Source organism: Streptacidiphilus sp. MAP12-16 (genome assembly GCF_041262165.1).
Lineage (GTDB): Bacteria > Actinomycetota > Actinomycetes > Streptomycetales > Streptomycetaceae > Streptacidiphilus.
The window spans coordinates 50,701-77,209 of sequence record NZ_JBGCBY010000020.1; the positions used below are offsets into that span (position 1 = coordinate 50,701).

Here is a 26,509-nt window from a genome sequence, read left to right on the forward strand (position 1 = left end):
GCGACCCGATCCGCTTCCTGGGCGACTTCGAGATCGACATCGCCGAGGAAGCGGTAGGCGTCGGCGCGTCACGTCATACCGAGTGAGGGCAACCCTTCCGAGTGGGGAGAACCACTATGACCGAGCTCAAGCCCCTCAAGACGAAGAACCTCGATGCCCAGTACGGCACCGTGACGCTGGAATGGGACCGTATCGAGGCGGCGATCGCCGCCTTCAGGGCCGGGCCCGGCCGCTCCTGGTTCCTGGGCACCGTACGCCCGGACGGCCGCCCGCACGCGGCCGGCTTCGGCCATGTCTGGCACGAGGGGGCGATCTTCTTCACCACGCACCCCGAGGCCCAGAAGACCCGGAACCTCCGCGCCGACCCGCGCTGCACAGTCTCCGCAGGCGTCGAGGACTGGGACTTCGTCTTCGAAGGTGAAGCCGTCCGCGAGACAGACCCGGCCGTCCTCGCTGCGGTCACCGCCAGATACCGCGAGGTCGGCTGGCCCGCCGAGGCGGACGGCGACGTCGTCACCGCCCCGTACAGCGCTCCGAGCGCCGGATCCGGGCCCTGGCACCTCTACCGGGTGACGGTGCACACGGTCGTCGCCACCGCCATGAAGGAGCCGCACGGTGTGACGAAGTGGTGGTTCTGCTGAGCGACGAGGTCCGCGGGTTCTCGGGCCTTCGGTGCGCCCGATCCGTGCGCAGGACGAGTCGAAACGGATGAGAGACCTCGGCTCAGCGCCTCACGGTGCCGTCTGTGCAGGCTCGGCGGCCGGTGCTTCTCGATTCCTGATCGGTCTGGTGACCTGTTTCGCGACGCATGACGGTATTCCTGCCGTCGCGTCTGCCGCGCGGTGTTGGTAGGTGCTGGGCGGCATGCCGACCAGTTCGATGAAGCGGGTGCTGAAGGTGCCCAGTGAGGAGCAGCCGACGGCGAAGCAGACGTCGGTGACGCTGAGGTCGCCGCGGCGGAGCAGCGCCATTGCGCGTTCGATGCGACGGGTCATCAGGTAGGCGTACGGCGACTCGCCGTAGGCGAGCCGGAACTGGCGGCTGAGGTGCCCGGCCGACATGTTCACGCCGCGGGCCAGCGCCTCGACGTTCAGCGGCTGCGCGTACTCCCGATCGATCCGGTCGCGGACCCGGCGCAGCCGCGCGAGGTCCTGCAGGCGCTGCGCTGCGGCGGGTCTGCTGGTCACCTGCACGATCGTGTCACGTCGCGCCGGAGTTGCCCAGCGCAGCTGCGGTCCCCCCACTCCTGGCGGGATCGCCGCCGCTGCCACGGAGGGCTGACCGATGGCCGGGGCAAGCGTTCGGACCCTGTACTGCCGCTGACCGGCGACGTCCGGTCCACCGAGAGCGTCGTCGGCATCAGGATGACTGCGGTCGCCGTAGTCCCTGGAGGAGTAGTTCGACCAGTCGGCGGGGGTCATAGCGCCGGTCGCTGTCCCGTCCGATGCAGAGGTTGCCGATGCCGCGCATCAATTCGTAGGCCTGGGTACCGGGTCGGATTTCGCCGGCTTCGACTGCGGCGTCGAGCAACTGCGCGCAGACGGGCTCCAAGCGGTCGAGGAAGTAGCTGTGCAGTGCTTCGAAGCCGCTGCTGTCCGATTGCAGCGCGTTGGCGAGTCCGTGCTTCGTGACCAGGAAATCAACGAAGAGGTCGGCCCACTGCCGGAGTGCTGCGAGCGGAGAGTCGGCGCTGGCCAGCAGGGTCGGGCCGGCCTCGGCGCAGGCCTCGACCTGGTGGCGGTAGACGGCGACGACGAGATCCGCCCGAGTCGGGAAGTGGCGGTAGATCGTCCCCATCCCGACGCCGGCTCTGGCTGCGATCTCACGGATCGGCGCGTCGACCCCGGAGGTGACGAACACAGCGGCGGCGGCGTCCAGCAGTGTCTGCCGGTTGCGCAGAGCGTCGGCCCGCTTGCTTCGGGCAGGCACCTCTCCGGACTGGCTAGGAGTGGACACCACACTTTCCTTCCGGACGACCGTTGACAAAACGGAACGTTGCTCCGTATCGTTCCGGAACGAGGCTCCGCTTTGAGCCTAGCCGAAGCGGGACGCTCCTGTCCGCCTCACCCGCCGCCGGCCGAACGAGACCGGCAGCAAAGCCTACGAAAAGGGACATGCTCATCATGAGTGAATCGACCTACGGAGCCGACGCCGGCAGCTCGCCCGCTCCCGTCCTCTCGGTCAGTCCGGTATCGCTGCCGGCTCCCGGCCGTGCCGTGGATCTGCAGGTGCGAGTCTCCGCGCCCGTGAACGGAAGCGAGCTGCCGATCATCCTTCTCTCGCACGGCCAGGGCTACTCGAACCACCTCTCCTCGCTGAACGGCTACGCCCCCCTCGCCAACTTCTGGGCGGCGCACGGCTTCGTCGTGATCCAGCCCACCCATCTGAGCTCCAGGACGCTGAGCCTGGATCCCGATACCCCCGGGGCGCCTCTGTACTGGCGATCACGGGCCGAGGACATGACGCGCATCCTCGACCAGCTCGACGCGATCGAGGCCGCCGTCCCGCAGCTCCTCGGGCGCCTGGACCAAAGCAAGGTCGCCGTAGCCGGGCACTCGATGGGCGGCCACACCGCGAGCCTGCTGCTGGGCGCCCGGCTCACCGATCCGCACGACGGAACGGAAGTGAAGCTGGCCGAGCCCCGGATCAAGGCGGGTGTACTGCTTGCCGCGCCCGGCAGGGGCGGCGATGCCCTCACCGAGTCCGTGGCCGAGAATCTCTCCTTCTTCTCGACCACGGACTTCTCCGAGATGACGACGCCCGCACTCGTGGTCGCCGGGGACAAGGACGCCTCTCCCCACCTGACGGTTCGGGGCCCGGACTGGCACGCCGATCCGTACTTCCTCTCCCCGGGCCCCAAGTCCCTGCTCACCCTGTTCGACGCAGAGCACGGGCTCGGCGGGGTCTCCGGATATGACGTCGCCGAGACCACGGACGAGAACCCCGAGCGAGTCGCTGTGGTCCAGCGGCTCACCTGGGCCTACCTCCGCACCGAGCTCTACCCTGGGGATTCCGCTTGGCGGACAGCATGTGACGCGCTGACGGCCGGACCCGACCCGCTCGGACGGGTTGAATCCAAGTAGGCCCGGGCGTGAGTAGTTTCAGTGGGTGAAACGCAAGGTTTCGCCTGATATGTCGTCACCTGATCGTGTGGGGTCGGGCGGATTCGGCTGGCCTGGTAGCTGAGTTAGGACTCCGGGGCCGACCCCGAGGCAACGTCAGCGCTTCCACTCCTCGGCCAGCATCCCCAGCACGACCTGGTCAGCGAACGCACCGTCGACCCAGGCTGCCCGGCGGAGCGTTCCCTCCCGGACGAATCCGGCTCGCTCGGCCGCTCGCAGCATGGCGTCGTTGTCGGAGAGGGTCTCCAGCTGAAGCCGCTGCATCCCCCGCACCCCGAAGCCGTACCAGCACAGGACCCGGATGATGTCCGTGCTCAGGCCTCGTCCGCGGAAGGCCGGGCGCAGCGCCAGGCCCAGGTGCGCTGACCGGTTGTGGTTGTCGATGCCCCACAGGAGCGCTTCGCCCGCCAGTTCGTCCCGTTCCAGGGTCACCACCGAGAAGCAGGCGGCGCCGTCGCTGGGATCACAGACCGCGAACGGGGATGCGGCGGAGCCGGAGGAGAGTGGCCGCCAGGGCCGGTTGTCGGCCCGCGAGCGGGTGGCGACGTCGTTGTAGAGCTCGGTGTGCAGGACGGGGACGTCGGATTCGTGCCGGGCCCGGAGCCCAACCGTGTGACCTTGCAGCATGGGGGCGTTCCTATCCGATCCCTACCGGTTCATCAACGGGTTTCTTTCTGGCGCCCGGGTCCCGTCGTTTTCGGTACACCACATGCCGACGCAGCGGGCCCGGCTCGACGTCCGGGTCGTCGAAGTCCTCGGCGGGATCTGTGGTCATGGCGATCCGCCGCATCACCGCTTGCGAGCGCAGGTTCTCCGCCATGGTGACAGCGAGGATCTCCGGCAGTCCCACCATGTCGAAGCCGTACTGCAGCGCTGCCCGCGCCGCCTCGGTGGCGTAGCCGTGGCCCCACGCCGGCCGCGCCAGCCGCCAGGCGAGCTCGATGCCGGTGAACGGCATCTCCACGGTGCCCAGCCCTGTGAAGCCGATGAACTCCCCGGATGCGCGGACCTCAACGGCCCAGAAGCCGAAGCCGTTGCGGTCCAGATCGTCCTGGAAGTTCAGAACCCAGGCCGAGGCCTGCTCGAAGGTCAGTAGCGGGCCGAGGTACTGCCGGACTTGCGGGTCAGCATTCATCGCCGCCCACGGCTGGAGATCGGACTCCCGCCAGTCGCGCAGGATCAGTCGGTCCGTGCGGAGTGCCGCCATCCGGCGAGTGTATTGGGAGTGTACAAGTGGTGGTTTCCCCGGGTGTCCACGCCCGGCGGCCAGGCACCGCCCACAGACCGGGACCGCGCCGGCTGGCGCGCAGTCGCGCAGGAACTCTCCGCACTACTCGGTTGACCCGTCGGCGTCGGCTACCGGCTGGCCCCCTGATGACGAACCGGCCCCGGCCGTCGCTCCGACGCCGGCCCTGGGCAGCACCCCGGTCGTGTCGGCCGCCTCCCAGGCCCAGTGGCGCACCCAAGCCAGGTCCGGTGCGCCTCGGGAGCCCGGTCTGTTCAGGCCGGGCTGTCCGAGCGAGGGCGGCTGGCGCGCCGACGTCCGAACAGGAGCGCGGCGGCGACCAGCAGGGCTCCGACCACGCCCGCGACGATCGGCAGGATCGTGCCGAAGAGCGAGATGGCGTCGCGCCCCTTGTTGGCGTCGTGCACGGCGGACGAGACAGCAGCGGAGGTCTGCTGGTAGGTGGCATCGGAGACCGGCAGCAGGGGAATGAAGGTTGCGTCGATGGGGGAGACCACCCCGGCCATCCGCTGCTGTGACCGCTTCACGTCGATCACGACGCCGGTCTCGGGCTCCACCCAGAACGTGTCGGAGCCCCGCAGGGTGTAGGCGAGCGGTACGGGATTGCCGAGCTTCGGTAGCAGTGCCGCTAGTTGCGTCTTCTGTGCGGGCGCGGCCGAGCTGAACTGGACGGCCAGTGCCAGCGTCTGCTCCGGGATGGCCGGGGGCAGTCCGGCGAGTACCTGGGTGTCGGTGATCCGGGTGGCGGGGATGCCGGCCTGGTACACATACGTGGTGAGCCCTGACCTCGTCTCGGTGTGCGAATACGTCACCGGGGTCGTGGTCGTGGTCTCGGGGACCCAGCCCGTGTAGGTCGTCTTCTTCGCCCCGACAGGCCAACTGACGGTCAGGCCTTTGGCGTTGACCACCGCCCAGCTCTTCGGGTAACTGCTCTTAGGCTCCAGTGTCCTGCGGTCCAGGGCGTACGCCCAGGAGGTCTTCTCGACCGGAGTGCCCGCGGCGGACGTGGTCCTGGTGTCGCTGACCAGGGCCGTGTTGCCCGCGGTGCTCTGCACGACGACGGACCGGTCGACCGTCATGGGCACGTTCTGCTTGAATGCCGCGGCCAGATTGCCCTGCGCCACCGCTCGCGCGTCGAGAAGCGTCGCGAAGGTGCCGGTGTAGGTGCGCTGGGCGTTGGTGTCGCTGGGCAGCCGTGCCACGAAGACAGGGGTGATGACGAACGAGAGCACGAATGCGCCTGCGATCAGGACGACGCCGACCACGCCCGCGGTAGCTCGTGCCACCTTCCTTGCCCGCATATCCTGCTCCCGGTTGTCCTCGGTCCGCGGTGCTTTCCCGCTTGGGCCAAGGATTCGGTCGATCCGGCTTCCGTGCGACCTCCGCGCCCTGGGCTGTGTGGTCCGGCAGTGACCCGTGGCCGTCCCAGGAGCATCGCTGACCTGCATGGACGATCTCGCTGAGGTGCCACTGCGTCGCGCGGGCAACTTACGCCGTCCGAGTGCGGCGTAGATGACGGCGCTGTCGACCACAGCGGCCGGCGCCGCGCTGTTGACCGCGGAGATCGCGCCGTGGACGTTACCCGATGCGGTGAGGAGCACCACCGGCGTGCCGGTGGTGCTCCTCTGGTGCTCCTCAGGTGCTCTCGATGGACCGTGGTCAGCTGCGATCAGGGGACGACGTTGATGTAGCTCATCATGCCGTTGTCCTCGTGGGCGCCGATGTGGCAGTGGAACATCCAGTGGCCGGTGTAGTCGGTGAAGGCCACGCGCAGGACTACCTGGCCGGGCACGCCGTTGACCGCATGCGGGACCGGAACGGTGTCCTGCCGGTGGGTGTAGGGCAGCGTGGCTCCGTTGACTGACATCACCTGGAAGGCGTTGGTGTGCAGGTGGAAGGGGTGGTCCTCACCGCTGTGGTTGACGATGGTCCACTGCTCGACGGTGCCCAGCCGGGCCGGGGTGGCGAAGACCGAGCTGTCCATCGAGAACTGTCGGCCGTTGATGTAGAAGCTGGTGCCGGCGTCGTTCTCGGACAGGTTCACGGTGCGGTGCTGGGCGACAGGTGCGCGGGACAGGTCGGCGGGGGCAGTGGGGATGGCGCCGGCGACGGCGGGCAGCGGGTGTTCGGGGCGGCCGGTGACCTTGAGCTGGAGCAGGTTGACCTGGGGGTAGGAATCGCCCTGGGGGCCGTTGCTGTAGGCGTTGGTCCGCAGCCAGGTGCGGCCGGACCTGGTGTCGGCGGTGACCAGTACGTCGTAGCGCTTGCCCGGGGGCAGCAGCAGTGTGTCGGGAGTGGTGACCTTCGCGACCGGGGTGCCGTCCTCGCCGATGACGGTGAAGTGATAGCCGTCCAGATGCGGCTGGTAGAAGATGTCGGCCCCGGCGTTGACCAGACGCCACAGCTGGGTCTCTCCCGGACGCATGGACAGGACCGGCCGCAACTGCCCGTTGACCAGGCGCACGGTCGGGTTGTTGGAGTTGATCGAGCTGGCGGCGGCGTTCTGGACGATGTGGCCGGACCCGTCGATCTGCACGTCCTTCAGGACCAGGGTGTGCACGGTGATATGACGCAGTGCCGCGGGCAGTAGCGTCCGGTCGTCGCCGACGATCAGCGCGCCCGACAGGCCTGCGAAGATCTGGTTCTCCACGTCGCCCGGGGTGAAGCCCGCGGCCGATGCGTCGGACATGCCCGGCATGGCGGCCATGTCCTGGCTGCCGGTGGTCGGGCAGGTGGTTCCCATGGCGTGGCTGTGGTACCAGAACGTACCCAGGGGGTGGTTGGCGGGGATTGCGAGCCGGTAGGTGGTCGAGCCTCCTGGGGCCACGCACAGGAAGGAATCGTCCGAGTGGCCAGAGGGTGACACGTGCAATCCGTGGAAGTGCAGGTTGGTGGCGACCGTCAGGTGGTTGACCAGACGGATCGTGACGTTGGAGCCGGGTGCGAGGTGGATCGTGGGGGCGACGAAGTCCCCGTTGTAGGACCGGCCCCACACCCTTCGCCCGGAGAGGTCGAACCGGGTCTGGGCCGCGTCCAGGGTGATGGTCAGGTGCGGGTCGGTGACGGTGTCTGCATCCTGCGGGTCGCGGAAGGGAGCCCCGGCGTTCATCCCGCGCTCCTGCGCGGCGCTCGACGCAGGCGGTGCTGTCGCCGCCCTCGGGGCCGCGAGGGCCACTGTGCCCAGGACCGCCGACAGGAACAGGGTTGTCGCGGTCACCACATGGATCTGGCGTCTGGTGCGCCGCATTCGCACGCGTTCGGCCTGGGCGGTCTCGGTGTCAGTGGCCATCGGTCCTCCGGTTCTGCTCGGTGATCCGGGAAGCTTCGCGGTGCGGCGCGCAGGAGTCGCCCAACTGTCCTGCCGTTGACTTGAATGCGTCAATACGGCATGGGTGTTGCATGGGCAGAGACCTCTTCCCCGTACTGCAACGCACGGAGCTGGGGAATGTCCGTCAGCAGAGAACGATAGTCAGGTAAGCCTTACCTAACAACTGCTCTTGCGTCAGATCCCGGATCCAGATCGCCGTGGCCGCGGTTTGGCGCGCACATGTGCTAGCCGATGGCCGCGGGAATCGTGGAACACCGGCCGGACGCAACAGGTGGCGGCTCCGCACAGCCCTGACCAAAATCCAGCGTGATCGCTTCACCCGGCACCTGCAGCTCGGCCTGAGTGGATTGGGTGCCGCACCGGAGCGTCTGACGCGTCAGGGCGGCGCCGGGACCTGATCACCCGAACGCCGCCCCAATCGGCTGCACGCCCTCGAACACTGGATGCGCACGGCGATGGCGACCGGCCGTGGCCCGGCGAGCGCTGCGTTCAGTGCGCTAGTTGATGCACTGCTTCGTGATCGAGGTGTTGGCGTTGTTCAGGTAGTCGCCGTAGACCCAACCGGCGTAGGGGTTCGAAACGTAGTAGCCGTCCCACGTGGAGACAGCGAACCAGATGTCACTGCGTCCATCGTAGTTCTGACCATGCATCCAACAGGTGACGATGAGCGAGCCGCCGATGTGCTGGTCGGGCCCTGTCTTGGCGTAGCCGGTCGACGGACCGCCGTACAGACCGATGTTGTGGCCGTTGTTGATCGACTGCTGGGGGTTCTCGTCAGGGCACCTGCCGACGTAGTTCTGGTACGGCGTCCCGGTGGTGACGAAGGGAGCGTAGGCCCACCCGATGTAGCTGGTTACCCCTCCGCCGGCGTGGCGTTCCCCGGAAATCAGGTACCACTGGCCACTGCCGGATCCGCTGAGGTCCGTTCCGTAGTCCCAGCACACGGCGTACACTTCGTCGCCCGGGTTCATCAGGGGGGCGTTAGGGGTCTTCGCTGCGTAGGTCGCAGGCTGGGTGTAGATGCCCACGTGGTAGCCGGTGTTGAGGTAGAGCACGGATTCGTAGGCGCTGGCGCTGGAGGACGGGACAAGGACGGCTATCGCCGACACTAAGGCCACGAGCAGGGCCTTGACGGCCTTGCTGACGGTCATCTGAATTCCCCTCAGTTGATCGTGCAGGAAGCACGGCGTGCGAACTCTAGAACACGGCTCATAGCCCGGGACAGAGGAGCCACACCCTCCGTATGGGACCAACCCGGCAGGCGGCGGCCCGAACTGGTCGAGGTCGCCGCCCAGGCGCTGTGCCACCTCCGGGTCCTGACCTCGGGGCATCGGCGCCTCCGCCCGGTCGCCGAGGCCAGACGGGGAGGGGTGGTTCAGCATCAGTCGGCAGTGGTGCACACCCGTGGGGGAGCGGCGCCCGGGTACCGGCGTGACCTGGCCGCGTACCGGGCGACCAAGCCGTCCAACGAGCCGCCGGCCGTGATGCGCGAGGCAGTCGAGCGGCAGGGTGCGGCCCTGACCGGGCGCCATGAGGCCGGACACAGCGTTCCGCGTACTGGGCGACCGCAGTGCCTTCGAGGCCAAGTGCCGCGACGTCGCCGAGCCGGTGGTGCCCCTGCTGCTCAGCTGCCCGCTGACACCCGAGCGGATCCGTGCCGCTCACTGGAACCCGAGACGACCCGGTCCACTTCACGGCCGCAAGGCGACCCGCGGCGAGCCACTCACCGCGGCCCGGAAACAGGCGAACAAGCCGGTCTGATCTGCCGGATTTCGTACAGATCTATTCCGATTTCTGGAGGCGAGGGAGCGATCGCGGCAGCCCGAACGATGGGAGCACGCTGTTTTCGAAGCGGGTCAGGGCGCAGATCCGGTCGCCGGTGAGAGTGAGCACGTAGAGGCCGGTCCCGTGGCTCATGCCGTTGGGGGCGCGCAGGTAGGCGCCGAACGCCGGCTGACCGTTGGCTCGTGTCGGGACGAGGTCGAACCTTCGTCCCGCGCGGAAGATGCCGGCGCAGAAGCGGGCCACGACGTCTTGGCCCTGGTATTCGAAGGGCATCGGTGGCATCGACATGAAGACGTCGTCGGTGAGAAGGGCCACCAGTGCGTCGAGGTCGGCGGACTCCCACGCGCGGACGAATTTCGCCACGATCGCATCCTCGGAGCGTGAGTCGGAGGTAGGCGGCGGTTCGCGGTCGTCGGCCGTGGGCCGTTGGTCTTGCAGACTGGCGCGGGCCCGTTTGAGGGCGCTTTTGACTGACTCGATGCTCGAGTCCAGCATGTCGGCCACCTCGTTGGCGTGAAATCCGAGGACGTCGCGCAGGATGAGCACGGCGAGCTGGCGAGGCGGCAGGATCTGGAGGGCGGTCACGAAAGCCAGGGAGATGGATTCGGTCTGCTCGTAGCGGGCTTCCGGGCCGAGCGGCGCGTCGGTGACACCCTCAAGGAGGGCGTCGGGAATTGGCTCGAGCCAGACGACCTCACCCAGCCGGGTGGGCTCGGGCGGTTCGACATTGGGCACGTCCCACTCCTTGGGCAGGCGTCGGCTGGCCGACCGGCGCGCGTTGAGACACCGGTTGGTCGCGATCCGGTAGAGCCAGGTGCGCAGCGAGGCGCGTCCCTCGAACCCGGCGAAGCCTTGCCAGGCGGCCAGCAGCGTGTCTTGCAGGACGTCCTCGGCGTCCTGGATCGATCCGAGCATCCGGTAGCAGTGCACCTGCAGCTCCCGGCGGTACGGCTCGGTCAGCTGCCGGAACGCGTCGCCGTCCCCGGCCCGCGCCCTGGAGATCAAGTCAGCTGCCACTTCGCCCATCCTCCGGTCACCTCTTCCCGCATCTTGTCGCAATTCCTGTTACTCCCTGTACTTCCTGTATGGACACCGGCCGAGGGGCGAAGGGGGCGGTTGGCGGGCGCCCCTTTCTCGACTTCGCGGTGTCTACATCAGTGGTAAGTGACAACACAGCGCATGGAGAGACGTCATGGGAAAGATCATCATTAGCACGAATGTCTCGCTCGACGGAGTCGTTCAGGACCCGGACGGTCAGGAGGGCTTCAGGCTGGGCGGCTGGTTCGGCCAGTTCGGGGGCAAGGACCTCGAAGCGTGGGCCAAGATCTCACTCGAGGAGGCGATGGGCACCGAGGCCCTGCTGCTGGGTCGGCGGTCCGACGAGTGGTTCGCCGAGCGGTGGCAATCCCGGAGCGGCGAGTGGGCGGACAGGTTGAACAGCCTGCCCAAGTACGTCGTGTCCTCGAACCTCGAACAACCCCGCTGGAGCAACTCGACACCCCTGACGGGCGACGTGGTGAACGAGGTCTCGAAACTCAAGCAGGAGCTGGACGGGGACATCGTCGTCTATGCCAGTTATCAGCTCGGGCGCACGCTGATCGAGCACGACCTCGTCGACGAGCTGCGGCTCGTGGTTTTCCCGGTCGTGCTCGGGGCCGGCGAGCGCCTCTTCGGTGAGACCAGCGACAAGAAACCCTTGCGCCTCGTCCACGCCCGGACCATCGGTGACGGCCTCGCCTTCCTCACCTACCAGCCCGTCCGAGACGCATAGCCGCCGGTGCGTCGACGTCGGCGGCGCGATGTCACGCTGCCAAAGCGGGCGCCCGCCGGCGATCCCAGATCGAGCATTCGCTCGATCAAGGGTTCTCCGACGGGCGCTGGTGGCGCGATCAGCAGCGCTCGGATGAGTGGCTGGAGTCGTTGTAGCCGGTGGCGAAGTTGTGCCAGTTGCCGTGCCAGTCGTGGTTGGTGAGGCAGGTCGGGATCAGGCCCGAGACGGTGTCCCAGGTCATCCAGTCCGCGTACAGGTGGGGCATCGCGTAGCGGTAGCCGAACTGGTCGATGGGCACCAGGTTCGAGGTGAAGTAGCCACCCCAGAAGTGCAGGTTGCCGCCGGAGAAGACGTCGCCGGAGTAGACCTTGCCCGCCTGGGCCGCGTGGGTGCCCGCGGGGCCGTTCTCGATCCAGATCGAGGCCGAGTTCGCGGTCTCGTTCACGTTGAAGGTGTGCAGCTCGGCGTACATCATCCGGCAGCTCGGGATGTAGCCGAGGTAGAGCTGCCCGATGCTGCGGTTGAGCGAGTCCTTGACGGTGGTCGGGGTGCTGGCCAGCACCCGGTCGCTGCCACACCCGGCGGCATGGGCCCCCGGTGCCGCCACCACGAACCCGGCGGCCAGGGTGGCGAGGCCGACAAGCACTGTCTTGAGCTTCCTGAACTTCACTGGTGCCGCTTCTCTCTGCTGGTTCGCATCGGCCGAAGCCCTATTCGAGGGCCGGCCTGCACGAGTTGCTCCTGAACGTCATGGGGTCCTGGGACAGGAAGAACTCGCCTCCCCCAGCCGCACGCGGTGCGGAGGGGGTTAGTCATGCGCGTTTGGTGGATCTGACGGCACCTCAGGAGGCCGGGTAGGCCGAGGCCACGCCGCCCCCCTGAACACGGCACGGCCTCTTCCCTGAGCGCCTCGGCGACACTATCCGTCGCGACAGTGCGGCCGCACCCCCTGACCGGCGGGGGTAGACACCCGCCGGTCAGGGGGTGCGTATGCCCCGACCGGGCGGCGCCGGCAACCGCGTCCGCCCCGCCACCGTCCCGATCTCGGCGCACCAGGACGTGCCTCGGTGATCGTGCCGCTGCCCCGCGGCGCGGCAGCACCAGTACTCACCGGTGCCGCCGCGCCCGCAGGGCAGTGGGGTCGGCTGGGCCAGATAGGACCGGGTCCGGGTGACCCAGTGGTCGAAGTTACTGGGCACGCTCTGGTGGCTGCCGACCATCTCCGGCACCCTGTAGGTCCCGGAACCAGCACCAAAAGCCCTACTAGCAGCTGAGGTTGTTGCCGGCCGGGACGCCCAGGATCTGGGTGAACTGCTGGTAGTCGTTGATCCGGTCCTGCATCTCGGCGGTGTTGTTGCCGTTGCACTCCAGGCTGCCGTTGATGGTGCGGATGGTCTGGCCGAAGCCCGCGCCGTTGACCATGGCGTTGTGCGAGGTCATGGTGCCGGCGCCGGTCGAGGTGTTCCAGTACCAAAGGCCGGTCTTCCAGGCCACGGAGGCGTCGTTCTGCACCAGGTACGGGTTGTCCAACAGGTCGATGCCGAGCGCGTCCCCGGCCGCCTTGTAGTTGAAGTTCCAGCTGATCTGCAGCGGGCCGCGCCCGTAGTACGCCGCCTGGCCGGCCGGGCAGCCGTAGGACTGGCTGTAGTCGCAGTAGGTCGGGTAGTTGGCGGTGTTGATCTCAACGATGTAGACCAGCCCGCCGGTCTCGTGGTCGACGTTCGCCAGGAACGCCGCAGCCTCCTGCTTCTTGACGGTGTCGCTGCCGGTGGTGGCGAAGCCCGGGTAGGCGCTGAGCGCCGCGGTCAGGCCGCTGTAGGTGTAGAAGGAATTCCGGTTCGGGAACATCTGGTTGAACTGGGCCTCGCTGACCACGAAGCTGCCGGGTGGGGTGGTCGAACCTCCGCCGGTGGAGAGGTTGAAGGACTGGGCCGCGGTGCCGTTGCAGGTGTACTGCTGCAGCTGGACGCTGTCCGTCGTGGAGGCGGACGGGACGTCCAGGCACTTGCCGCTGAAGCGGTTGACGAAGTGGTAGGTGCTGCCGGACTCCAGCACCGGCAGCCACTGCTGGTTGTTGCCGCCGCCGTAGGTCCACAGTTGGATCAGCGAACCGTCGGCGCTGGAGACGTTGGAGTCGTCCCAGACCTGGGCGGTGCCGGCGGCGCTGCCGACCTGGAAGTAGCCGCCGCTGGTGGCCGTGAACACCCAGTTCTGGGCGTTGGTGCCGTTGCAGGCGTACTGCTGGACGGCGGTGGCGTTGGCAGTGCCCGCGGCCCTGGCGTCCACGCACTTGCCGCTGTTGACGTTGGTGACGGTGTAGCTGGTGCCCGAGGTGACCGCCGCCGAGGCGGCGGGCGCGAAGGCGACGGTGAGGCCGCTCGCGGCCAGCACGGCCGCGCCGGTCAGCGCCACCGCGGAGGACAGCCTACGCAGCGGCCGGGGCCGGCGTTGGGGCAGGGGGAAGGCATGCATGGGGGCACTCCCTTGCTGTCGAGGGGAAGAAGGTGCGACAGGCATGCGTCCTCGCCGATGTGGGGGCAGGGCAGGACGGCTCGCCACCCGGGACGGGCGAGAGTCAGTGGTGTGCCGACAAGCCTGCGGACGCCCGGCATTGATGGGACGTCAGCACTTTCTTCAGGACCTGATTGAACTTCACATCACATGTCCCCGTCAAGGTCTAGACCTGTCAGGCCTTGTTGCACATGCCGAACCGAGCAGGGCGACCCGTGACCGGACTGCGGCGGGCATTGCGTGACGGGTGTGTTCACCGGCCGGCGTCGAAGGACGGCGCGATGAAGCTTGACCACTGAGAGTCAGCCCAGTTCCGAGCCGCTGAGCAGTGTTGGTTTGCAGAGGCATCGCGTTCGCCCGATCCTTGTTGTCGTCCTCACGTACAGTGCCGAAACGGGGTTCGGATCTGCGTTCGCAAAACGGATCCTGGATGCCCGCTGCACGTGCCAAGAGTCGAACCGCAGGGCTGTGCGTCGCGCGCACGTGCTCGTCGGAGACGCCCAGGTGTTTCAGAGAGGTTGTTGCTCACGTGGAGGCAGTCGTCGAGAGCGTTGACATGTCGCGCGATTCGCGGCTGGCGGCTCACAGTGCCGTCTCGCCAGCGTTGGCCCTGTGCAGTGATCTTGAACTGCGCGACCTTCTGGACGCGGCTGAGCCCATGGGATCCGGCATCGGCGGGACATCGGCGCTGCTGGACATCGGCGGAACCCCGGTCTTCGTCAAGCGGGTGCCGCTGAGCGATCTGGAAAGGCAGCCGGCGAACGTCCGGTCCACGGCAAACCTCTTCGGGCTACCTGCCTTCTCCCATTTCGGTGTCGGTATTATCGGGGGGCCGGGCTTTGGGGCCTGGAGGGAGCTGGCCGTGCACACCATGACGACGAACTGGGTGCTCGCACAGGACTATGAGGGCTTCCCCTTGATGTACCACTGGCGGGTCCTGCCGCACCCCGGGCAGTCGCTTCCCGAGGAACTGGCCGACGTGGAGAAGGCTGTCACCTACTGGGGAGGCGGATCGCAGGTGCGCCGCCGGATCGAGGCTGTGCGCGATTCCTCGACGAGCATCGCCCTGTTCCTGGAGTACATCCCGCAGAACCTGCACGACTGGCTGGGCACCCAGGTCAAAGCCGGGGACGAGGCGGCCGAGAGGGCCTGCGCCATGGTCGAAAAGCAACTGCAGGCTGGGATCTCGTTCATGAACGCCCACGGTCTCCTGCACTTCGATACCCACTTCCAGAACATCCTGACCGACGGTGAGCGTCTGTTCTTTGCGGACTACGGCCTCGCGATCTCCTCCCGGTTCGACCTGTCCAGGGAAGAGGCCGACTTCTTCGCCGACCACCAGACATATGACCGTTGCTACTCCGTCACACACCTGGTGATCTGGCTGGTCACCGCCCTGTACGGGTATAGGGGCGAGGAGCGCAGTGCGTTCGTGCGCGCATGCGCCCATGGGGAGCGCCCGAAGGGGATTCCGCCGCAGGTCGCGGCGATCCTCACCCAGCACGCCCCGCTCGCCGCGGTGATGACGGACTTCTACCGCAAGTTCCAGCTGGAGAGTAGGCAGGCCCCGTATCCGATGGAGGAGATCGGCCGGATCGACAGGTTGGGCAGATCGTCCATCGCCTGATGGACGGGCGACCATCAGAGGTCCGCGCCTGCGGCAGGCTGTGGCTGCCCTGATCTACGTCTGCCGATCGGCCTGCCTGCCTTGCCTGTTGCCACCGCGCGCCCGATAGTCCTGACCGCCGCCGAGCGGCACCGACTGAAGAAGGCCGCCTACGGTCACAGGACCGAGCACCGGGACCGGGTGCGGGCGCGGATCGTGCTCCTGGCGGCTCGGAGCAGGTCCAACGCGCGTATTGCCGTCGAGGCGGGGGTGCACGTCGACACGGTGCGCACATGGCGAGGCCGGTTCGCTGACCTGGGTCTGCGCGGCCTGCTCGACCGTCAGCGCACCGGCCGGCCCCCCGTCTTCACACCCCTGCAGGCCGCGCAGGTCAAAGCGTTGGCCTGCCAGCTTCCCGCCGGACCGGCGCGCCGCTGTCGCGCTGGTCGTGCCCGGAACTGGCCCGCGAGGCCATGTCGCGGGGCATCGCCACATGCAGCGCAAGGTCGTCTCGCCGAACGACTTCACCAACCTGACCCAGGGACCGGCTCCGAGACTTCGAAGATCACTACAACGCCACGGCACAGCCGTTCCAGTGGAGGTTCACCACCTCCGACCTGGACGATCTGCTGGCCAGACTCGACCGGCGCACCACCGATCACCAGGAGGACTCCGCCGCCGCCCAGCCAGCCGGGGTTGACTTCGGAGCCGGTCGCGGGTGTTTTCGCCGGTCGGCTGTTGGGGCTGGACCATTTCACGGCGCCGGAGCATCACATATTTTGGACTTGCAGGTCCAATCCGGCGTCCCTGCCGCGATCGACTACACCGAGCTACCAAGTTGACCTGACCAGCGATCAGACCGGGTCCTCGTCAGCCAGCGAAGGCATCGCGCGTGGACGCAGGACCATGAGCGAGCCTTCCAAGGTCGCCACCATGGCAAAGGGGAACCGGTCGACCTCAAGACAGAGCGCAACGTCATCAGGATGGACTCCTTGACGCACCCCCTCCGCCAGTTCGGCGGCGGCGCGCGACTCGGCAGCGCGGCGGAGGAACGCAGCAGCATCCGTCCCAGCCTCGGTGGCCCTCCGGGCGATGTATTGAGCACACGCCAGATCTTCATCGGCCCGCCCGTCGTCGCCAGTGACCACGAAGGTGACACTGGCACTCTTGCGCGTCCGCAAGAGCTGAGCCGTTGCCTCCGCCACCACGAAGCTCGCGCACAGCACCAGCGGCGCCTCCTTGACCGCAAGGGCGCCGACTGTCCCTGCCGTGGTCTTCTGCACAACGGTCCGTCCGCCAAGGTCAATAGACCGCAGCAGGCCCGGAGAGTTGACGGTGTCGAACCCGGGCGCGGGCGGGCCGTCTTTGAGCGCCACCCAATCCGGATGGCGAGCCTTGAGCGCCAGGGCGTCGTCCAGCGACTCAGCAAGAATGATCTTTTCCGCTCCCTGGGCAAAGGCCCAGGCAGCCACGGTGAAAGCGCGCATGACGTCGACCACGACCGCCACGGATGGGGCTTCGACCAGATCAGCGATGCCAAGGAAACGAGCGTCCATTCCGATCATGATCGCGCATGCCCGACCCGAAGCACCAGAGCCATCGCGTGGCCAGGTGCCGTATTCCGGGTCTCCGACCGCAGCCCGAGGCGGCGGGCGGATGCGGTGCCCGGTCGTGACGCGTACCAGGGCGGGCGATGCCAGGCAGGGGCACGCTCAGGCCTGCTTATGGTACAGACCATTGACTGGTACCCATCAATGCGGTGGAGTGTTATAGAAGGACACGCAGCCCTTCGCCCCTGGGCGCCGACCATCGCAGCCCGAGCCACGCGCGGTCCGGTACGGGCGTTGGCATGGCCTGCGGTCGGCACTGCCGTGTGAGTCCCTGCCCGCCCCGCCTCTTCGGAGCTGACATGCGGTCAACAGTATGCAGATTGGTCATGATCGGGGCCGGTGTGATGACGACGACCCTGGTTCTGTCGACTTCAGCGCCCGGGAGCGTTGCGGTGGCGGCGGCTCAGTCGACCACCTGCAACAAGTACTGCGACGGCCGGGACCCCGCCCTGGCCCCGCAGAGCCGGCAGTCGGTGACCGCCACGATCTACAACCGGAACCTCGCGCTGCACTTCGACGACAACGACGCGATGGGCTGGGCCTCGATCGACAACGGAAGCCCGGGCGACGAGGTATGGCTGGACCGGTCCTTCGACGGCGGCCGGACCTGGAGCTCGGGCAGCAAGCTGGGAGACACCACGGTACCGTCGGGGCAAGGGGGTTGGCGCACCCTGATGTACAACGTCGACGACTGGAACAACCTCGGCGTCGGCGCGCTCCGGGCCTGCGGCAAAGCCGGCGACCGAAGCGAGACCGCCTGCACGGCCTGGGCCCGTACGACCTGGAACGCGTACAGCCGCCCGACCGCGGCGGTGACCGCGCTGATGCAGTCGTACGACAACGGTACCGGCCTGTTCGAGACTACCGGCTGGTGGAACTCGGCCAACGCGCTGACCGCCGTCATTGACAATATCCGGGTCACCGGGATGGCCAGCTACAGGTACGCCGTCGCCAACACCTACAACATCAACCTGACCGCACAGGGCGGCAACTTCACCGACGCATTCACCGACGACACCGGCTGGTGGGGGCTGGCCTGGGTCGACGCGTACGACCTGACCGGCGACAGCAGGTACCTGAACACCGCCCGCGCCGACGCGGACCACATGGCGCAGTACTGGGACTCGGTGTGCGGCGGCGGAGTGTGGTGGAGCACCGCCAGGACCTACAAGAACGCGATCGCCAACTCCCTCTACCTCCAGTTGAACGCCGCGCTGCACAACCGCATCACGGGTGACACGGTCTACCTCGGCCGGGCGCGGGCGGAGTGGTCGTGGTTCGCCGGCACCGGCGTGATCAACAGCTCGAACCTGGTGAACGACAGTATCGACACGTCGACCTGTGCAGACAACGGGCAGACCGTCTGGTCGTACAACCAGGGCGTGCTGCTCGGCGGCCTGGCAGAGCTGTACCGGGCCACCGGCGACCCGGCTCTGCTGACCAGAGGCCGACAGCTCGCGGACGCCTTGACCACGACTGCGTCGCTGAACTCCGGCGGGATCCTGCGCGACCCGTGTGAGACGGGCGACTGTGGCGCCGACGGCCCCTCCTTCAAGGGCGCCTGTGTTCGCGGGATCAGCGCCTTCAACGCCCTGCTGTCCGACCGTCCCTACTCCGCTTACCTCCGGCGGCAGGCCGACTCCGCCTATGCCAACGATCGCAACGCACTCGACGCGTACGGGCTGCACTGGGCCGGGCCGCTCGACACGACGGACGCCGCCCGCCAGCAGAGCGCCGTCGACCTGATGAACGCGGCACCCTGACGGCCTGGAGCAGGGTGTCGGCTCCGGTGTCATCGCCGTCGGATGAGCGTACGGTGCGGCGGGTGGGCCCACGTCCCGAGGCAGGGGAGTCGGCGGGGCGTGGGCCGAGCTTGGTGCCGGCCCAGGCCGGGAACCACCAGTTGCGGCTGGATGCGCTCCCTGCGATTCGGCGTTCGAACACTGGCAGCGTGCGCAGCAGGCGGTCCTGGCAGACCGTGCCCCTGTGGAGGCCGAGCCAGCGAGTGCCAGGTCGACCAGGCCGGAGTGCTGCGGCTCGGCGGACAGCAGCAGCGTGCGGGCGCGGAGCAGGTGGGGTGCGGGCGCGGCCCCGGAGCTGCGCGGACATCTCACGGATCCCCCGGACGCCAGCGGCAGGCAGCTGGTGGCGATGGTGGTGAGGGCCTCCGGGGCTAGGCATCCGACTCATGAGCGGACGTCATGCTCAGTGCGATGTCCACGAGCATGTCCTCCTGGCCACCGACGAGGCTGCGTCTGCCGGCCTCGAGAAGTAGTGTGCGAACGTCGACGCCGTACCTTTCGGCGGTGGCCTCAGCGTGCCGCAGGAAGCTGGAGTAGACGCCCGCGTAGCCGAGCGTGAGTGTTTCGCGGTCGACCCGCACGGGCCGGTCCTGGAGCGGGCGGACCAGATCGTCGGCGGCGTCCTGGAGGGCAAGCAGGTCGCAGCCGTGCTCCCATCCCTCGAGGTCGGCGACGGCGATGAACGCTTCGATCGGGCAGTTGCCCGCTCCGGCGCCGTGGCCGGCGAGCGAGGCGTCGACGCGGGTGGCGCCCTGTTCGACTGCGGCCAGTGAGTTGGCGACCGACAGTGAGAGGTTCTCGTGCGCGTGGATGCCGATCTCGGTGGCGGAGTCGAGTACTTCACGGTAGGCGCGGACCCGCTCGCGTACCGCGTTCATGGTGAGATGGCCGCCCGAGTCGGTGACGTAAACGCAGTGCGCTCCGTAGGACTGCATCAGTGCGGCCTGGCGCGCCAGTTCGGCGGGCGGGGCCATGTGGCTCATCATCAGGAATCCCGACACGTCCATGCCCAGTTCGCGTGCGGTGGCGATGTGCTGGGCGGCGACGTCTGCCTCGGTGCAGTGGGTGGCGACTCGCACCGAGCGCACGCCCAGCCGGAAGGCGTGCCTGAGTTCCTTGATCGTGCCGATGCCGGGCAGCAGAAGTGTGGTCAGCCGGGCATGGGTGAGGCTCGCGGCGACGGCCTCGATCCACTCCCAGCCGGTGTTGCTTCCGGGGCCGTAGCTGAGGCTTGTGCCTGCGAGCCCGTCGCCGTGCGCCACTTCGATCGCGTCGACGCCGGCCGCGTCGAGTGCGGCCGCGATCCGGGCCGCGGTCCCGGGCGGGAGGCGGTGGCGGACGGCGTGCATGCCGTCCCGCAGGGTGACGTCCTGGATGAACAGCCGCTTGGTCATACCGTCACCTCCGAGAGACGCGCAGCGATCCGTTCGCCGACGCGAAGGGCGGCCGAGGTCATGATGTCGAGGTTGCCCGCGTAGGGAGGGAGGTAGTGGCCTGCGCCCTCCACTTCGAGCAGGACGCTGACCTGATGAGTTGCCGGGCTCTGGCCGATGAGCGTGTGCGGGTGGTCGGTGACGGGGGTGATCTGTACCGGCTGCTTGAGCCGGTAGCCGGGGACGTAGGCCGCGACCTGCGCGACCATGTGCTCGACCGACGTAGCGATCCGGTCGCGGACGTCCGGCTCGGGGGCGTCGACGAGACACAGGACCGTGTCACGCATGATCAGCGGTGGCTCGGCGGGGTTGAGCACGATGATGGCCTTGCCTCGCCGCGCGCCGCCGACCGATTCGATTGCGGCAGCCGTGGTCTCGGTGAACTCGTCGATGTTGGCGCGGGTGCCGGGCCCGGCGGATCGCGAGGCGATCGAGGCGAGGATCTCCGCGTACGGCACGGGTGCCACCTGTGCGATCGCGGCGACCACCGGGATCGTGGCCTGGCCGCCGCAGGTGACCATGTTGACGTTTGGCGCGTCCAGGTGGCTCTCCAGGTTCACGGCAGGGACGACGAACGGGCCGAGCGCGGCCGGGGTGAGGTCGATGAGCCGCTTGGCGTGCGGTGCGAGGGCGTCGGCATTGGCCTGGTGGGCCCTGGCCGAGGTGGCGTCGAAGACGATCTGGATCTCGTCGAAGCCGGGCATGGCGACGAGCCCCGCGATGCCGTCGGCGGTCGTCGGCACGCCGAGCCGAGCGGCCCGGGCCAGGCCGTCGGACCCGGGGTCGATGCCGACCATCGCCGCGACCTCCAAGTGCTCGCTCAGCCGCAGCATTTTGACCATCAGGTCGGTGCCGATGTTGCCCGAGCCGATCACGGCGGCCCTGGTCCTGGTCAGCGCGGCCCTTTTCATTCGGCTTCTCCCGTGAATATCGCGCTGACCTGGCCGAGGCCGCTGATGTCGGCCCGGAAGGCGTCGCCGGGGGCGACCGGAACCATCGGGCCCAGCGCGCCGGAGAGCACGATCTCCCCGGCCCGCAGCGGCCGGCCGTAGTGGCGTGCGGTCCTGGCCAGCCACGCGACGGCGGTCAGGGGGTTGCCCATGCAGGCCGCACCCGACCCCTCCGATACGACATCTCGCCCGCGCCACATCGCCATGGCGCAGTCGGCCAGGTCGAGGCTGCCGAGTCGCTGCTGCGCGCCTAGGACGAACAGCCCCGCGGAGGCGTTGTCCGCCACGGTGTCCACGATGCCGATGTCCCAGTCGGCGATCCGGCTGTCCACCACTTCCAGGGCCGCCACGACGAACGCGGTGGCGGCGGCGACCTCGGCCTCGCCGATGGTGTCGGCCGACAGGTCCCGCGCCAGGACGAGGGCGATCTCGGCCTCGATTCTTGGCTGCAGCGTCCTGGTGATGTCGACGGACGCGCCGTCCGGGATCTCCATGGTGTCCAGGAGCACGCCGAAGTCGGGCTGGTCGACACCCAGTTGGGCGCGCACAGCCGGGCTGGTCAGACCGATCTTGCGGCCGACGACCCGGGCTCCCGCCGCGGTGGTGTCCTCGACCCACGCGGCCTGGACGGCGTAGGCCGCGTCGACGTCCCCTTCGGGTAGCAGGCCTCGCACCGGGGGGCCGGGGCGGCGCCGTGCCCGGGCTTCGGTGAGCTGTCGCAGCGCCTCGGCGGCGCCCGTGTCGAGCGTTCTGGAAGCCGACGGCATGTCAGTTCACCTCGAAGGTCGTGCCGATGCCCATGCCGGTGATCCATTCCGGAACCGGTTCATAGCTGGTCCAGACCAGTGGCAGGGCTACGGCGGCCAGCCCGATCAGCCAGGTCCTGATCTCGTGTCCGCCGCTCCCGGCCTGTTCCTCGAGGCCGGGGTCGCCCAGTGCCACGACCGGCGCCGGGTCGGCGGTGCCGAACTGCTTGAGGAACCAGGTGTCCCAGGCGGGGTTGACGTGGGCGTTGGGGTCACCGCCCATCGCGCGGATCCTGGGTACCCGCACCGCATCGTAGGCGTGCGGGTCCTTGCGCCCGTGGATCATCGCGGTGCGCCGCTCGTCGGCCACCGAGGGGTCGCGCGGGTCGTTGGAGGGCAGCCAGTGCGACAGGCCGCCGCTGGCGATCACCAGGACCCGCCCGGCGAACTCCGCCGCGCGCAGGGCCTCGCCGAGGGCTCTACCCAGTCCGACGCAGCGCTCCATGCTGGGCAGCGGCGGTGCGGCGGTGTTGACGATCAGTGGCACCAGCGGGATCCCTGCCGTGCCGCAGACCATGTCGTAGCTCTGCACCAGGCCGTGGTCGGCGGTCAGCGCGTAGGAGAGCGAGAGGTCGAATCCGGACCGGGCGAGCGCGTCGCGGACCGACCAGGCCAGTTCGGTGGCGACCGGCAGCGGTCCTGACCTGCTGCCGAAGTCGCCGAACCCGGCCGCCTGCTCGACGCCGAGCACGAACGGTGGCATCGCGTCGTAGAAGTTCGCGTGGAAGTGGTCGGGGCCGATGACGACGACGGCGTCCGGGGCCAGCCGGGCCACGGCCCGGGCGACCTTGGCGGCGTCGGCCATGAACCGGCCGCCCGGCTGCTCGGGCCCGTGCGGCGGCGTCATGGTGGCGAACGGGGAATGGGACATGCCGACCAGGCCGATGATCTCGCTCATGCCGCTTGCGCCTCTGTGAGCAGGAAGTCCCGGTGGACGCGCAGGTACTCCTCGGGTTTCTCCCACTGCGGCCAATGACCGGCGTCCTCGATCACGTGCAGGCGGGCACGGGGCAGCCATTCCAGCAGCAGCGCCGCCTCGTCGAGCCCGCCGGTCGGATCGTGGTCGGTCCACAGCAGGAGCGTGGGTGCGGCGATCTTGCCGACCCAGGCCGGATCCCAGGCGAAGGCCTTGCGCACCTCGGGGTCCTGCAGGACCAGTGTGTTGGTGATGGCCCGGACGAAGCCGGGGCGGCTGTAGACCGCGCGGCGCAGGCCGACCAGTTCGTCGGTCACCATCTCCTTGTGGTGGAACAGGAATTCCACGCGGCGGCGCACCACCTCGTCGCTGGGGTCCAGGACGGCGGCCATGGTGCTGTCCCGCAGCCGCGTCATGACCTCGGGCTTGTTGGCGATGTTCCCCGGGGTGTTGAGCACCAGCCGGTCCACCCGGTCCGGGCTGTGCGCCGCCGTCCAGGCGGCCACCCAGCCGCCGAGCGATTCACCCGAGAGGTGCGCGGCATCGATGTCCAGGGCGTCCATCAGCCCGACCAGGTGGTCGGACAGCACGTCGGTGGTGTATGGCTGGTCCGGCAGGTCGGACCAGCCGTGGCCGACCATGTCGTAGACGGTGATGCGGAAGTCCTCGGCGAGTCCCGCGACATCGCGGGCGTAGGCCTCGAGATGTCCGCCGGTGCCGTGCAGCAGGACCAGTTCCGGGCCGGAGGATCCGGCCCGCAGGACGCGGGTGCGGATCCCGCCGACGTCGACGTGGCGCAGTTCGTGGTCGACGTCCGCGAGCTCGCCCCAGATGCTGATGTGGGCGGGCAGGTCGCTCATGTCGCGTGCTCCTCAGCTGTCGGCCCGTGGGCCTGGGGGCGGTCCGAACGTGCGTCCTCACGGAAGCGGTCTCGGGCCTCTTCGACGGTGGCCAGGCCGGCGCTCTGGCGCCGGCCGACCCCCAGCAGGCCGAGCAGGCGCGAGTTCTCGATGGTCAGGAACTCGACCGGGACCCGGTCGGAGTCGTTGTAGTGGCGGTGCCAGGTCCACGGCGGGGTGTAGACGAAGTCGCCGGCGGACCAGGACGCGGTCTCGTCCTCGACCTCGCTGTGGCCCTGTCCCGAGATGACGAAGTGGACGGTCTCGTGGTGGTGGCGCTGCATGTCGGAACTGAGGCCCGGCGGGATCGTCTGCCGGAAGATCTCGAACGTGGCGGTCGGCAGTTTGCCGGCGATGGACAGTGTCGTGGGGTTGTGCACCTGCCCCGCTGGAAGGGGCTCCAGCTCGGCGGCGGTCACCACAATCGGTCGCGCGCTGCTCGGCCGCACGGTCTCGGATATCGCGCCGAGGAACTCGGCCATGGAGAATTCGGGTCCGGACTGTGCCATCAGATGGTCTCCGTTCGTCCGCCGTCCACCGTGATCACGGTGCCGTTGACGTAGCCTGCGGCTTCCGAGGCCAGGAACGCCACCACGGCCGCGATCTCCTCGGGACGCCCGGCCCGGCCGGCCGGAACGGCCGCGGCATCCGCGGCGTCCAACTCGGCGTAGCCCTTCCCCTCCAGCCGGGCGCGGTTGTCCAGGACCTGCCTGCGGCGCTCGGTGGCGGTCGCGCCGGGTGCCACGCAGTTGACCGTCACGCCCTCGGCCGCGAACTCCCGTGCGAGCAGCTTGGCGGCGGCGGTGACCGCGGATCTGAGTACGACGGAGGTCGCGAGGTCGGGCTGTGGCTGGCGTACGGCTGAGGAAGTCACGAACAGGACGCGGCCGAAGCCCCGCGCGGCCATGCGCGGCAGGACCAGCCGTGCCAGCCGCAGCGGTCCGAGTAGCAGCAGGTCGTACGCCTGCTGCCACTGGTCGTCGCCCACGTCCAGGATCCGGCCGGGCGGCGGTCCGCCCGCGTTGAGCACCAGCACGTCGAGCGTGCCGTGGCGCTCCTCGACCCAGGTGACCGCCGCCGCAGCAGCGTCCGGATCCGACATATCGTTGACCAGCGCCTCGACTACGGATCCGGTGCTCTCCCGCAGTGCGGACGCGGCTGACTCGAGCGGGTGTGCCCGGCGGCCGGTGACGACCACCCGGTGCCCCGAGAGCGCCAGCTGCTCGGCCGCGGCGTAGCCGATGCCCGCACTGCCGCCGCCGACGAGAGCGGTTCGCTTGCTGATGTCTGCCTCCCTAGGGTTCCGGGCCTCGCGTCGTGGTTCGCGACGGGTCTAGCCTGGCCTCCATGGACCCCGGAGCCAACGATGAGTCCCACTGAGCGGGACAGCGACAAGGGCAGCCTCGGCGGGCTGGACCGCGCGGCGGCCATCCTGGGCGCTTTCGACGCCGAGCACCGGGAGTTGACCCTCGCGGCCCTGGTGGCCCGGTGCGGCCTGCCGCGCTCGACCACGCACCGTACGGCCGAGCGGATGATCCGCCTCGGTTGGCTGGACAAGCCCAAGGACCGGTACCGCATTGGCAACCGCCTGTTCGAGATCTCCGGCCTGGCACCGATCCGGCACGAACTGCGAGAGTCCGTACTGCCGTTCCTGCAGGACCTGCACAACGCGACAAAGACGACGGTGCAGCTCGGAGTCCTGGACGGAGCGCAGGTCCTGGTCGTCGAGAAGATCACCGGGCACCGGCCCATGCCGATGCTCTCCCAAGTCGGCGGCAGCGTCCCGGCCTACTGCTCGGCCCTGGGCCGTGCCATTCTCGCCTACAGCGACACCGGGACCATCGAGGCGGTCCTCGGTGCCGGCCTGCCCGCCAGGACGCCGCGCACCCTCACCAGCCCGGTCGCCATCCTGCGCGAGCTGACCGCGATCCCGTCCCGGGGCTGGGCGGTCGAACGCGAGGAGGGCAATATCGGCGTGAGCTGCGTGGGCGCCCCGGTCTTCGGACCGCTCGGCGAGGTGGTGGCGGCCCTGTCGGTGACTGGTCCCACCAGCCTGGTGCGCGCGGACCGGATCGGGCCCGCGGTCCGGCTCGCCGCGGCCGCCGCGTCCAGGGCCTACTCGCACCGTCGCTGATCCACGCCGAACAAGCAAAATCCCATTGAGTGGGACAACTGCTTGCGGCGCATGCCCGCGACTCCAATGCTGTGACCGCTGGCATACCGACGACATGGTCGGTGCGGTGACCTGAGGAGACGACGATGACTCTCGGTGGTGGTTACATGCTCCCCTCGCGTGAGGGACACGCGATCGCAGCGATCGGGCTCGGCATCACGCTGAAGACGGACGGCACGTCCACCCACGACGCCTACTCGCTGTTCGAGTACACGATTCCGGCCGGGGTCGACGGCCCGCCCCCACACCTGCACACCCGCGAGGACGAATCCTTCATATGCCTGGCCGGACGGCTCGACGTCCGCCTCGGCGACGAGGACTTCGTGCTGGAGCACGGCGACTACCTCTACCTGCCCCGCCACGTGGTGCACGCGTTCCGCAACCCGTACGGGGAGGAGTCGCGGGTCATCTCCGTGGTCTCGCCGGCCGGCCTGGAGAAGTACTACCAGGCGCTGGCGGACATGCCCCCGGGCCCGAAGGACATCTCGCTCATGAAGAAGATCATGGCCGAGTTCGGCATCGAACTCCAACTCCCGCCCGAGGTCGGCTGA

Annotated in this window: 26 protein-coding genes and 1 pseudogene; 9 read left to right on the top strand and 18 right to left on the bottom strand. The window is 68.6% G+C overall.

Annotated features, from left to right (window positions below; genetic code table 11):
- Positions 1 to 116: 116 nt before the first annotated feature.
- The gene (locus ABIA33_RS24875) at positions 117 to 641 is read left to right on the top strand and encodes a pyridoxamine 5'-phosphate oxidase family protein (protein ID WP_370084648.1); all 525 of its coding nucleotides are present in this window, start codon (positions 117 to 119) and stop codon (positions 639 to 641) included.
- 90 nt (positions 642 to 731) lie between these two features.
- Here the strand turns inward: ABIA33_RS24875 and ABIA33_RS24880 are convergent, their stop codons facing one another.
- Both ABIA33_RS24880 and ABIA33_RS24885 read right to left on the bottom strand, forming a co-directional pair.
- Positions 732 to 1,187, bottom strand: coding sequence for a helix-turn-helix transcriptional regulator (locus ABIA33_RS24880; protein ID WP_370084649.1), 456 nt, complete (start codon positions 1,185 to 1,187; stop codon positions 732 to 734).
- 172 nt (positions 1,188 to 1,359) lie between these two features.
- Positions 1,360 to 1,956: a TetR/AcrR family transcriptional regulator gene (locus ABIA33_RS24885; protein WP_370084650.1), complete on the bottom strand. Its 597-nt coding sequence runs from the start codon at positions 1,954 to 1,956 to the stop codon at positions 1,360 to 1,362.
- 167 nt (positions 1,957 to 2,123) lie between these two features.
- On the opposite strand from ABIA33_RS24885, the gene ABIA33_RS24890 reads away from it, so the two are divergent.
- Positions 2,124 to 3,083 carry an alpha/beta hydrolase family protein gene (locus tag ABIA33_RS24890; RefSeq protein WP_370084651.1) on the top strand — a complete coding sequence of 320 codons (960 nt, stop codon included), beginning with the start codon at positions 2,124 to 2,126 and terminating at the stop codon, positions 3,081 to 3,083.
- Between the two features lie 135 nt (positions 3,084 to 3,218).
- On the opposite strand, the gene ABIA33_RS24895 is transcribed toward ABIA33_RS24890, so the two are convergent.
- The 5 genes from ABIA33_RS24895 to ABIA33_RS24915 form a co-directional block, all read right to left on the bottom strand.
- Positions 3,219 to 3,749: a GNAT family N-acetyltransferase gene (locus ABIA33_RS24895; RefSeq protein ID WP_370084652.1), complete on the bottom strand. Its 531-nt coding sequence runs from the start codon at positions 3,747 to 3,749 to the stop codon at positions 3,219 to 3,221.
- A 10-nt stretch (positions 3,750 to 3,759) separates the two neighbouring features.
- A complete protein-coding gene (locus tag ABIA33_RS24900; RefSeq protein WP_370084653.1) occupies positions 3,760 to 4,329 on the bottom strand; it encodes a GNAT family N-acetyltransferase in 570 nt (189 codons plus the stop codon).
- A 293-nt stretch (positions 4,330 to 4,622) separates the two neighbouring features.
- Positions 4,623 to 5,654 (bottom strand): porin PorA family protein, encoded by a 1,032-nt coding sequence (locus ABIA33_RS24905; RefSeq protein ID WP_370084654.1) that lies wholly within the window; start codon positions 5,652 to 5,654, stop codon positions 4,623 to 4,625.
- A 383-nt stretch (positions 5,655 to 6,037) separates the two neighbouring features.
- Entirely contained in the window at positions 6,038 to 7,657 is a 1,620-nt protein-coding gene (locus ABIA33_RS24910) for a multicopper oxidase family protein (protein WP_370084655.1), read from the bottom strand.
- Positions 7,658 to 8,193: 536 nt separating this feature from the next.
- Complete coding sequence (locus ABIA33_RS24915; protein WP_370084656.1) at positions 8,194 to 8,847, bottom strand: hypothetical protein; 654 nt, start codon at positions 8,845 to 8,847, stop codon at positions 8,194 to 8,196.
- Positions 8,848 to 9,226: 379 nt separating this feature from the next.
- Here ABIA33_RS24915 and ABIA33_RS24920 point away from each other — a divergent pair, with 379 nt between their 5' ends.
- The gene (locus tag ABIA33_RS24920) at positions 9,227 to 9,457 is read left to right on the top strand and encodes a hypothetical protein (RefSeq protein WP_370084657.1); all 231 of its coding nucleotides are present in this window, start codon (positions 9,227 to 9,229) and stop codon (positions 9,455 to 9,457) included.
- A gap of 21 nt (positions 9,458 to 9,478) precedes the next feature.
- Here the strand turns inward: ABIA33_RS24920 and ABIA33_RS24925 are convergent, their stop codons facing one another.
- Positions 9,479 to 10,507: a sigma-70 family RNA polymerase sigma factor gene (locus ABIA33_RS24925; protein WP_370084659.1), complete on the bottom strand. Its 1,029-nt coding sequence runs from the start codon at positions 10,505 to 10,507 to the stop codon at positions 9,479 to 9,481.
- A 166-nt stretch (positions 10,508 to 10,673) separates the two neighbouring features.
- On the opposite strand from ABIA33_RS24925, the gene ABIA33_RS24930 reads away from it, so the two are divergent.
- Positions 10,674 to 11,252 (top strand): dihydrofolate reductase family protein, encoded by a 579-nt coding sequence (locus ABIA33_RS24930; protein ID WP_370084661.1) that lies wholly within the window; start codon positions 10,674 to 10,676, stop codon positions 11,250 to 11,252.
- A gap of 118 nt (positions 11,253 to 11,370) precedes the next feature.
- Here ABIA33_RS24930 and ABIA33_RS24935 read toward each other — a convergent pair whose 3' ends face one another.
- Together ABIA33_RS24935 and ABIA33_RS24940 are read right to left on the bottom strand one after the other, a co-directional pair.
- Entirely contained in the window at positions 11,371 to 11,922 is a 552-nt protein-coding gene (locus ABIA33_RS24935; protein WP_370084662.1) for a hypothetical protein, read from the bottom strand.
- A 593-nt stretch (positions 11,923 to 12,515) separates the two neighbouring features.
- The gene (locus tag ABIA33_RS24940) at positions 12,516 to 13,724 is read right to left on the bottom strand and encodes a glycoside hydrolase family 19 protein (RefSeq protein ID WP_370084664.1); all 1,209 of its coding nucleotides are present in this window, start codon (positions 13,722 to 13,724) and stop codon (positions 12,516 to 12,518) included.
- Positions 13,725 to 14,319: 595 nt separating this feature from the next.
- Here ABIA33_RS24940 and ABIA33_RS24945 point away from each other — a divergent pair.
- Entirely contained in the window at positions 14,320 to 15,390 is a 1,071-nt protein-coding gene (locus tag ABIA33_RS24945; RefSeq protein WP_370084771.1) for a protein kinase family protein, read from the top strand.
- Between the two features lie 195 nt (positions 15,391 to 15,585).
- A pseudogene (locus ABIA33_RS24950) lies at positions 15,586 to 15,768 on the top strand (helix-turn-helix domain-containing protein); the annotation flags it as partial.
- A 455-nt stretch (positions 15,769 to 16,223) separates the two neighbouring features.
- On the opposite strand, the gene ABIA33_RS24955 reads toward ABIA33_RS24950, so the two are convergent.
- Positions 16,224 to 16,925 (bottom strand): 2-phosphosulfolactate phosphatase, encoded by a 702-nt coding sequence (locus ABIA33_RS24955; protein WP_370084666.1) that lies wholly within the window; start codon positions 16,923 to 16,925, stop codon positions 16,224 to 16,226.
- A 398-nt stretch (positions 16,926 to 17,323) separates the two neighbouring features.
- Here ABIA33_RS24955 and ABIA33_RS24960 point away from each other — a divergent pair, with 398 nt between their 5' ends.
- Positions 17,324 to 18,742, top strand: a complete 1,419-nt coding sequence (locus ABIA33_RS24960) for a glycoside hydrolase family 76 protein (protein WP_370084668.1) — start codon at positions 17,324 to 17,326, stop codon at positions 18,740 to 18,742.
- Between the two features lie 410 nt (positions 18,743 to 19,152).
- On the opposite strand, the gene dmpG is transcribed toward ABIA33_RS24960, so the two are convergent.
- Genes dmpG through ABIA33_RS24995 form a run of 7 tightly spaced genes read right to left on the bottom strand, consistent with a single transcriptional unit; the run spans position 19,153 to position 25,070 of the window.
- Positions 19,153 to 20,175, bottom strand: a complete 1,023-nt coding sequence (dmpG, locus tag ABIA33_RS24965) for a 4-hydroxy-2-oxovalerate aldolase (RefSeq protein ID WP_370084669.1) — start codon at positions 20,173 to 20,175, stop codon at positions 19,153 to 19,155.
- The gene (locus ABIA33_RS24970; protein ID WP_370084670.1) at positions 20,172 to 21,125 is read right to left on the bottom strand and encodes an acetaldehyde dehydrogenase (acetylating); all 954 of its coding nucleotides are present in this window, start codon (positions 21,123 to 21,125) and stop codon (positions 20,172 to 20,174) included. Before ABIA33_RS24970 ends, dmpG begins: the two co-directional genes overlap by 4 nt.
- The gene (locus tag ABIA33_RS24975) at positions 21,122 to 21,931 is read right to left on the bottom strand and encodes a 2-keto-4-pentenoate hydratase (RefSeq protein WP_370084671.1); all 810 of its coding nucleotides are present in this window, start codon (positions 21,929 to 21,931) and stop codon (positions 21,122 to 21,124) included. Before ABIA33_RS24975 ends, ABIA33_RS24970 begins: the two co-directional genes overlap by 4 nt.
- Before the next feature lies 1 nt (position 21,932).
- Positions 21,933 to 22,868, bottom strand: a complete 936-nt coding sequence (locus tag ABIA33_RS24980; RefSeq protein ID WP_370084672.1) for a 2,3-dihydroxyphenylpropionate 1,2-dioxygenase — start codon at positions 22,866 to 22,868, stop codon at positions 21,933 to 21,935.
- Entirely contained in the window at positions 22,865 to 23,746 is an 882-nt protein-coding gene (locus ABIA33_RS24985) for an alpha/beta fold hydrolase (RefSeq protein WP_370084673.1), read from the bottom strand. The genes ABIA33_RS24980 and ABIA33_RS24985 overlap by 4 nt, the downstream gene beginning before the upstream one ends.
- Positions 23,743 to 24,294, bottom strand: a complete 552-nt coding sequence (locus tag ABIA33_RS24990; RefSeq protein ID WP_370084674.1) for a cupin domain-containing protein — start codon at positions 24,292 to 24,294, stop codon at positions 23,743 to 23,745. Before ABIA33_RS24990 ends, ABIA33_RS24985 begins: the two co-directional genes overlap by 4 nt.
- The gene (locus tag ABIA33_RS24995) at positions 24,294 to 25,070 is read right to left on the bottom strand and encodes an SDR family oxidoreductase (RefSeq protein WP_370084772.1); all 777 of its coding nucleotides are present in this window, start codon (positions 25,068 to 25,070) and stop codon (positions 24,294 to 24,296) included. The genes ABIA33_RS24990 and ABIA33_RS24995 overlap by 1 nt, the downstream gene beginning before the upstream one ends.
- 81 nt (positions 25,071 to 25,151) lie before the next feature.
- On the opposite strand from ABIA33_RS24995, the gene ABIA33_RS25000 reads away from it, so the two are divergent.
- Entirely contained in the window at positions 25,152 to 25,919 is a 768-nt protein-coding gene (locus tag ABIA33_RS25000; protein WP_370084675.1) for an IclR family transcriptional regulator, read from the top strand.
- A 125-nt stretch (positions 25,920 to 26,044) separates the two neighbouring features.
- Positions 26,045 to 26,509 (top strand): cupin domain-containing protein, encoded by a 465-nt coding sequence (locus ABIA33_RS25005; RefSeq protein WP_370084676.1) that lies wholly within the window; start codon positions 26,045 to 26,047, stop codon positions 26,507 to 26,509.

Bases quoted from the DNA above. Each gene is read 5' to 3' on its own strand.
- ABIA33_RS24925 (WP_370084659.1), bottom strand. From the start codon at position 10,507: ATGGGCGAAGTGGCAGCTGACTTGATCTCCAGGGCGCGGGCCGGGGAC.
- ABIA33_RS24970 (WP_370084670.1), bottom strand. From the start codon at position 21,125: ATGAAAAGGGCCGCGCTGACCAGGACCAGGGCCGCCGTGATCGGCTCG.
- ABIA33_RS24900 (WP_370084653.1), bottom strand. From the start codon at position 4,329: ATGGCGGCACTCCGCACGGACCGACTGATCCTGCGCGACTGGCGGGAG.
- ABIA33_RS24920 (WP_370084657.1), top strand. From the start codon at position 9,227: ATGAGGCCGGACACAGCGTTCCGCGTACTGGGCGACCGCAGTGCCTTC.
- ABIA33_RS24945 (WP_370084771.1), top strand. From the start codon at position 14,320: ATGTCGCGCGATTCGCGGCTGGCGGCTCACAGTGCCGTCTCGCCAGCG.
- ABIA33_RS24910 (WP_370084655.1), bottom strand. From the start codon at position 7,657: ATGGCCACTGACACCGAGACCGCCCAGGCCGAACGCGTGCGAATGCGG.
- ABIA33_RS24875 (WP_370084648.1), top strand. From the start codon at position 117: ATGACCGAGCTCAAGCCCCTCAAGACGAAGAACCTCGATGCCCAGTAC.
- ABIA33_RS25000 (WP_370084675.1), top strand. From the start codon at position 25,152: ATGAGTCCCACTGAGCGGGACAGCGACAAGGGCAGCCTCGGCGGGCTG.
- ABIA33_RS25005 (WP_370084676.1), top strand. From the start codon at position 26,045: ATGACTCTCGGTGGTGGTTACATGCTCCCCTCGCGTGAGGGACACGCG.
- dmpG (WP_370084669.1), bottom strand. From the start codon at position 20,175: ATGACCAAGCGGCTGTTCATCCAGGACGTCACCCTGCGGGACGGCATG.
- ABIA33_RS24960 (WP_370084668.1), top strand. From the start codon at position 17,324: ATGACGACGACCCTGGTTCTGTCGACTTCAGCGCCCGGGAGCGTTGCG.
- ABIA33_RS24980 (WP_370084672.1), bottom strand. From the start codon at position 22,868: ATGAGCGAGATCATCGGCCTGGTCGGCATGTCCCATTCCCCGTTCGCC.
- ABIA33_RS24940 (WP_370084664.1), bottom strand. From the start codon at position 13,724: ATGCATGCCTTCCCCCTGCCCCAACGCCGGCCCCGGCCGCTGCGTAGG.
- ABIA33_RS24895 (WP_370084652.1), bottom strand. From the start codon at position 3,749: ATGCTGCAAGGTCACACGGTTGGGCTCCGGGCCCGGCACGAATCCGAC.
- ABIA33_RS24990 (WP_370084674.1), bottom strand. From the start codon at position 24,294: ATGGCACAGTCCGGACCCGAATTCTCCATGGCCGAGTTCCTCGGCGCG.
- ABIA33_RS24890 (WP_370084651.1), top strand. From the start codon at position 2,124: ATGAGTGAATCGACCTACGGAGCCGACGCCGGCAGCTCGCCCGCTCCC.
- ABIA33_RS24955 (WP_370084666.1), bottom strand. From the start codon at position 16,925: ATGGACGCTCGTTTCCTTGGCATCGCTGATCTGGTCGAAGCCCCATCC.
- ABIA33_RS24985 (WP_370084673.1), bottom strand. From the start codon at position 23,746: ATGAGCGACCTGCCCGCCCACATCAGCATCTGGGGCGAGCTCGCGGAC.
- ABIA33_RS24930 (WP_370084661.1), top strand. From the start codon at position 10,674: ATGGGAAAGATCATCATTAGCACGAATGTCTCGCTCGACGGAGTCGTT.
- ABIA33_RS24915 (WP_370084656.1), bottom strand. From the start codon at position 8,847: ATGACCGTCAGCAAGGCCGTCAAGGCCCTGCTCGTGGCCTTAGTGTCG.
- ABIA33_RS24975 (WP_370084671.1), bottom strand. From the start codon at position 21,931: ATGCCGTCGGCTTCCAGAACGCTCGACACGGGCGCCGCCGAGGCGCTG.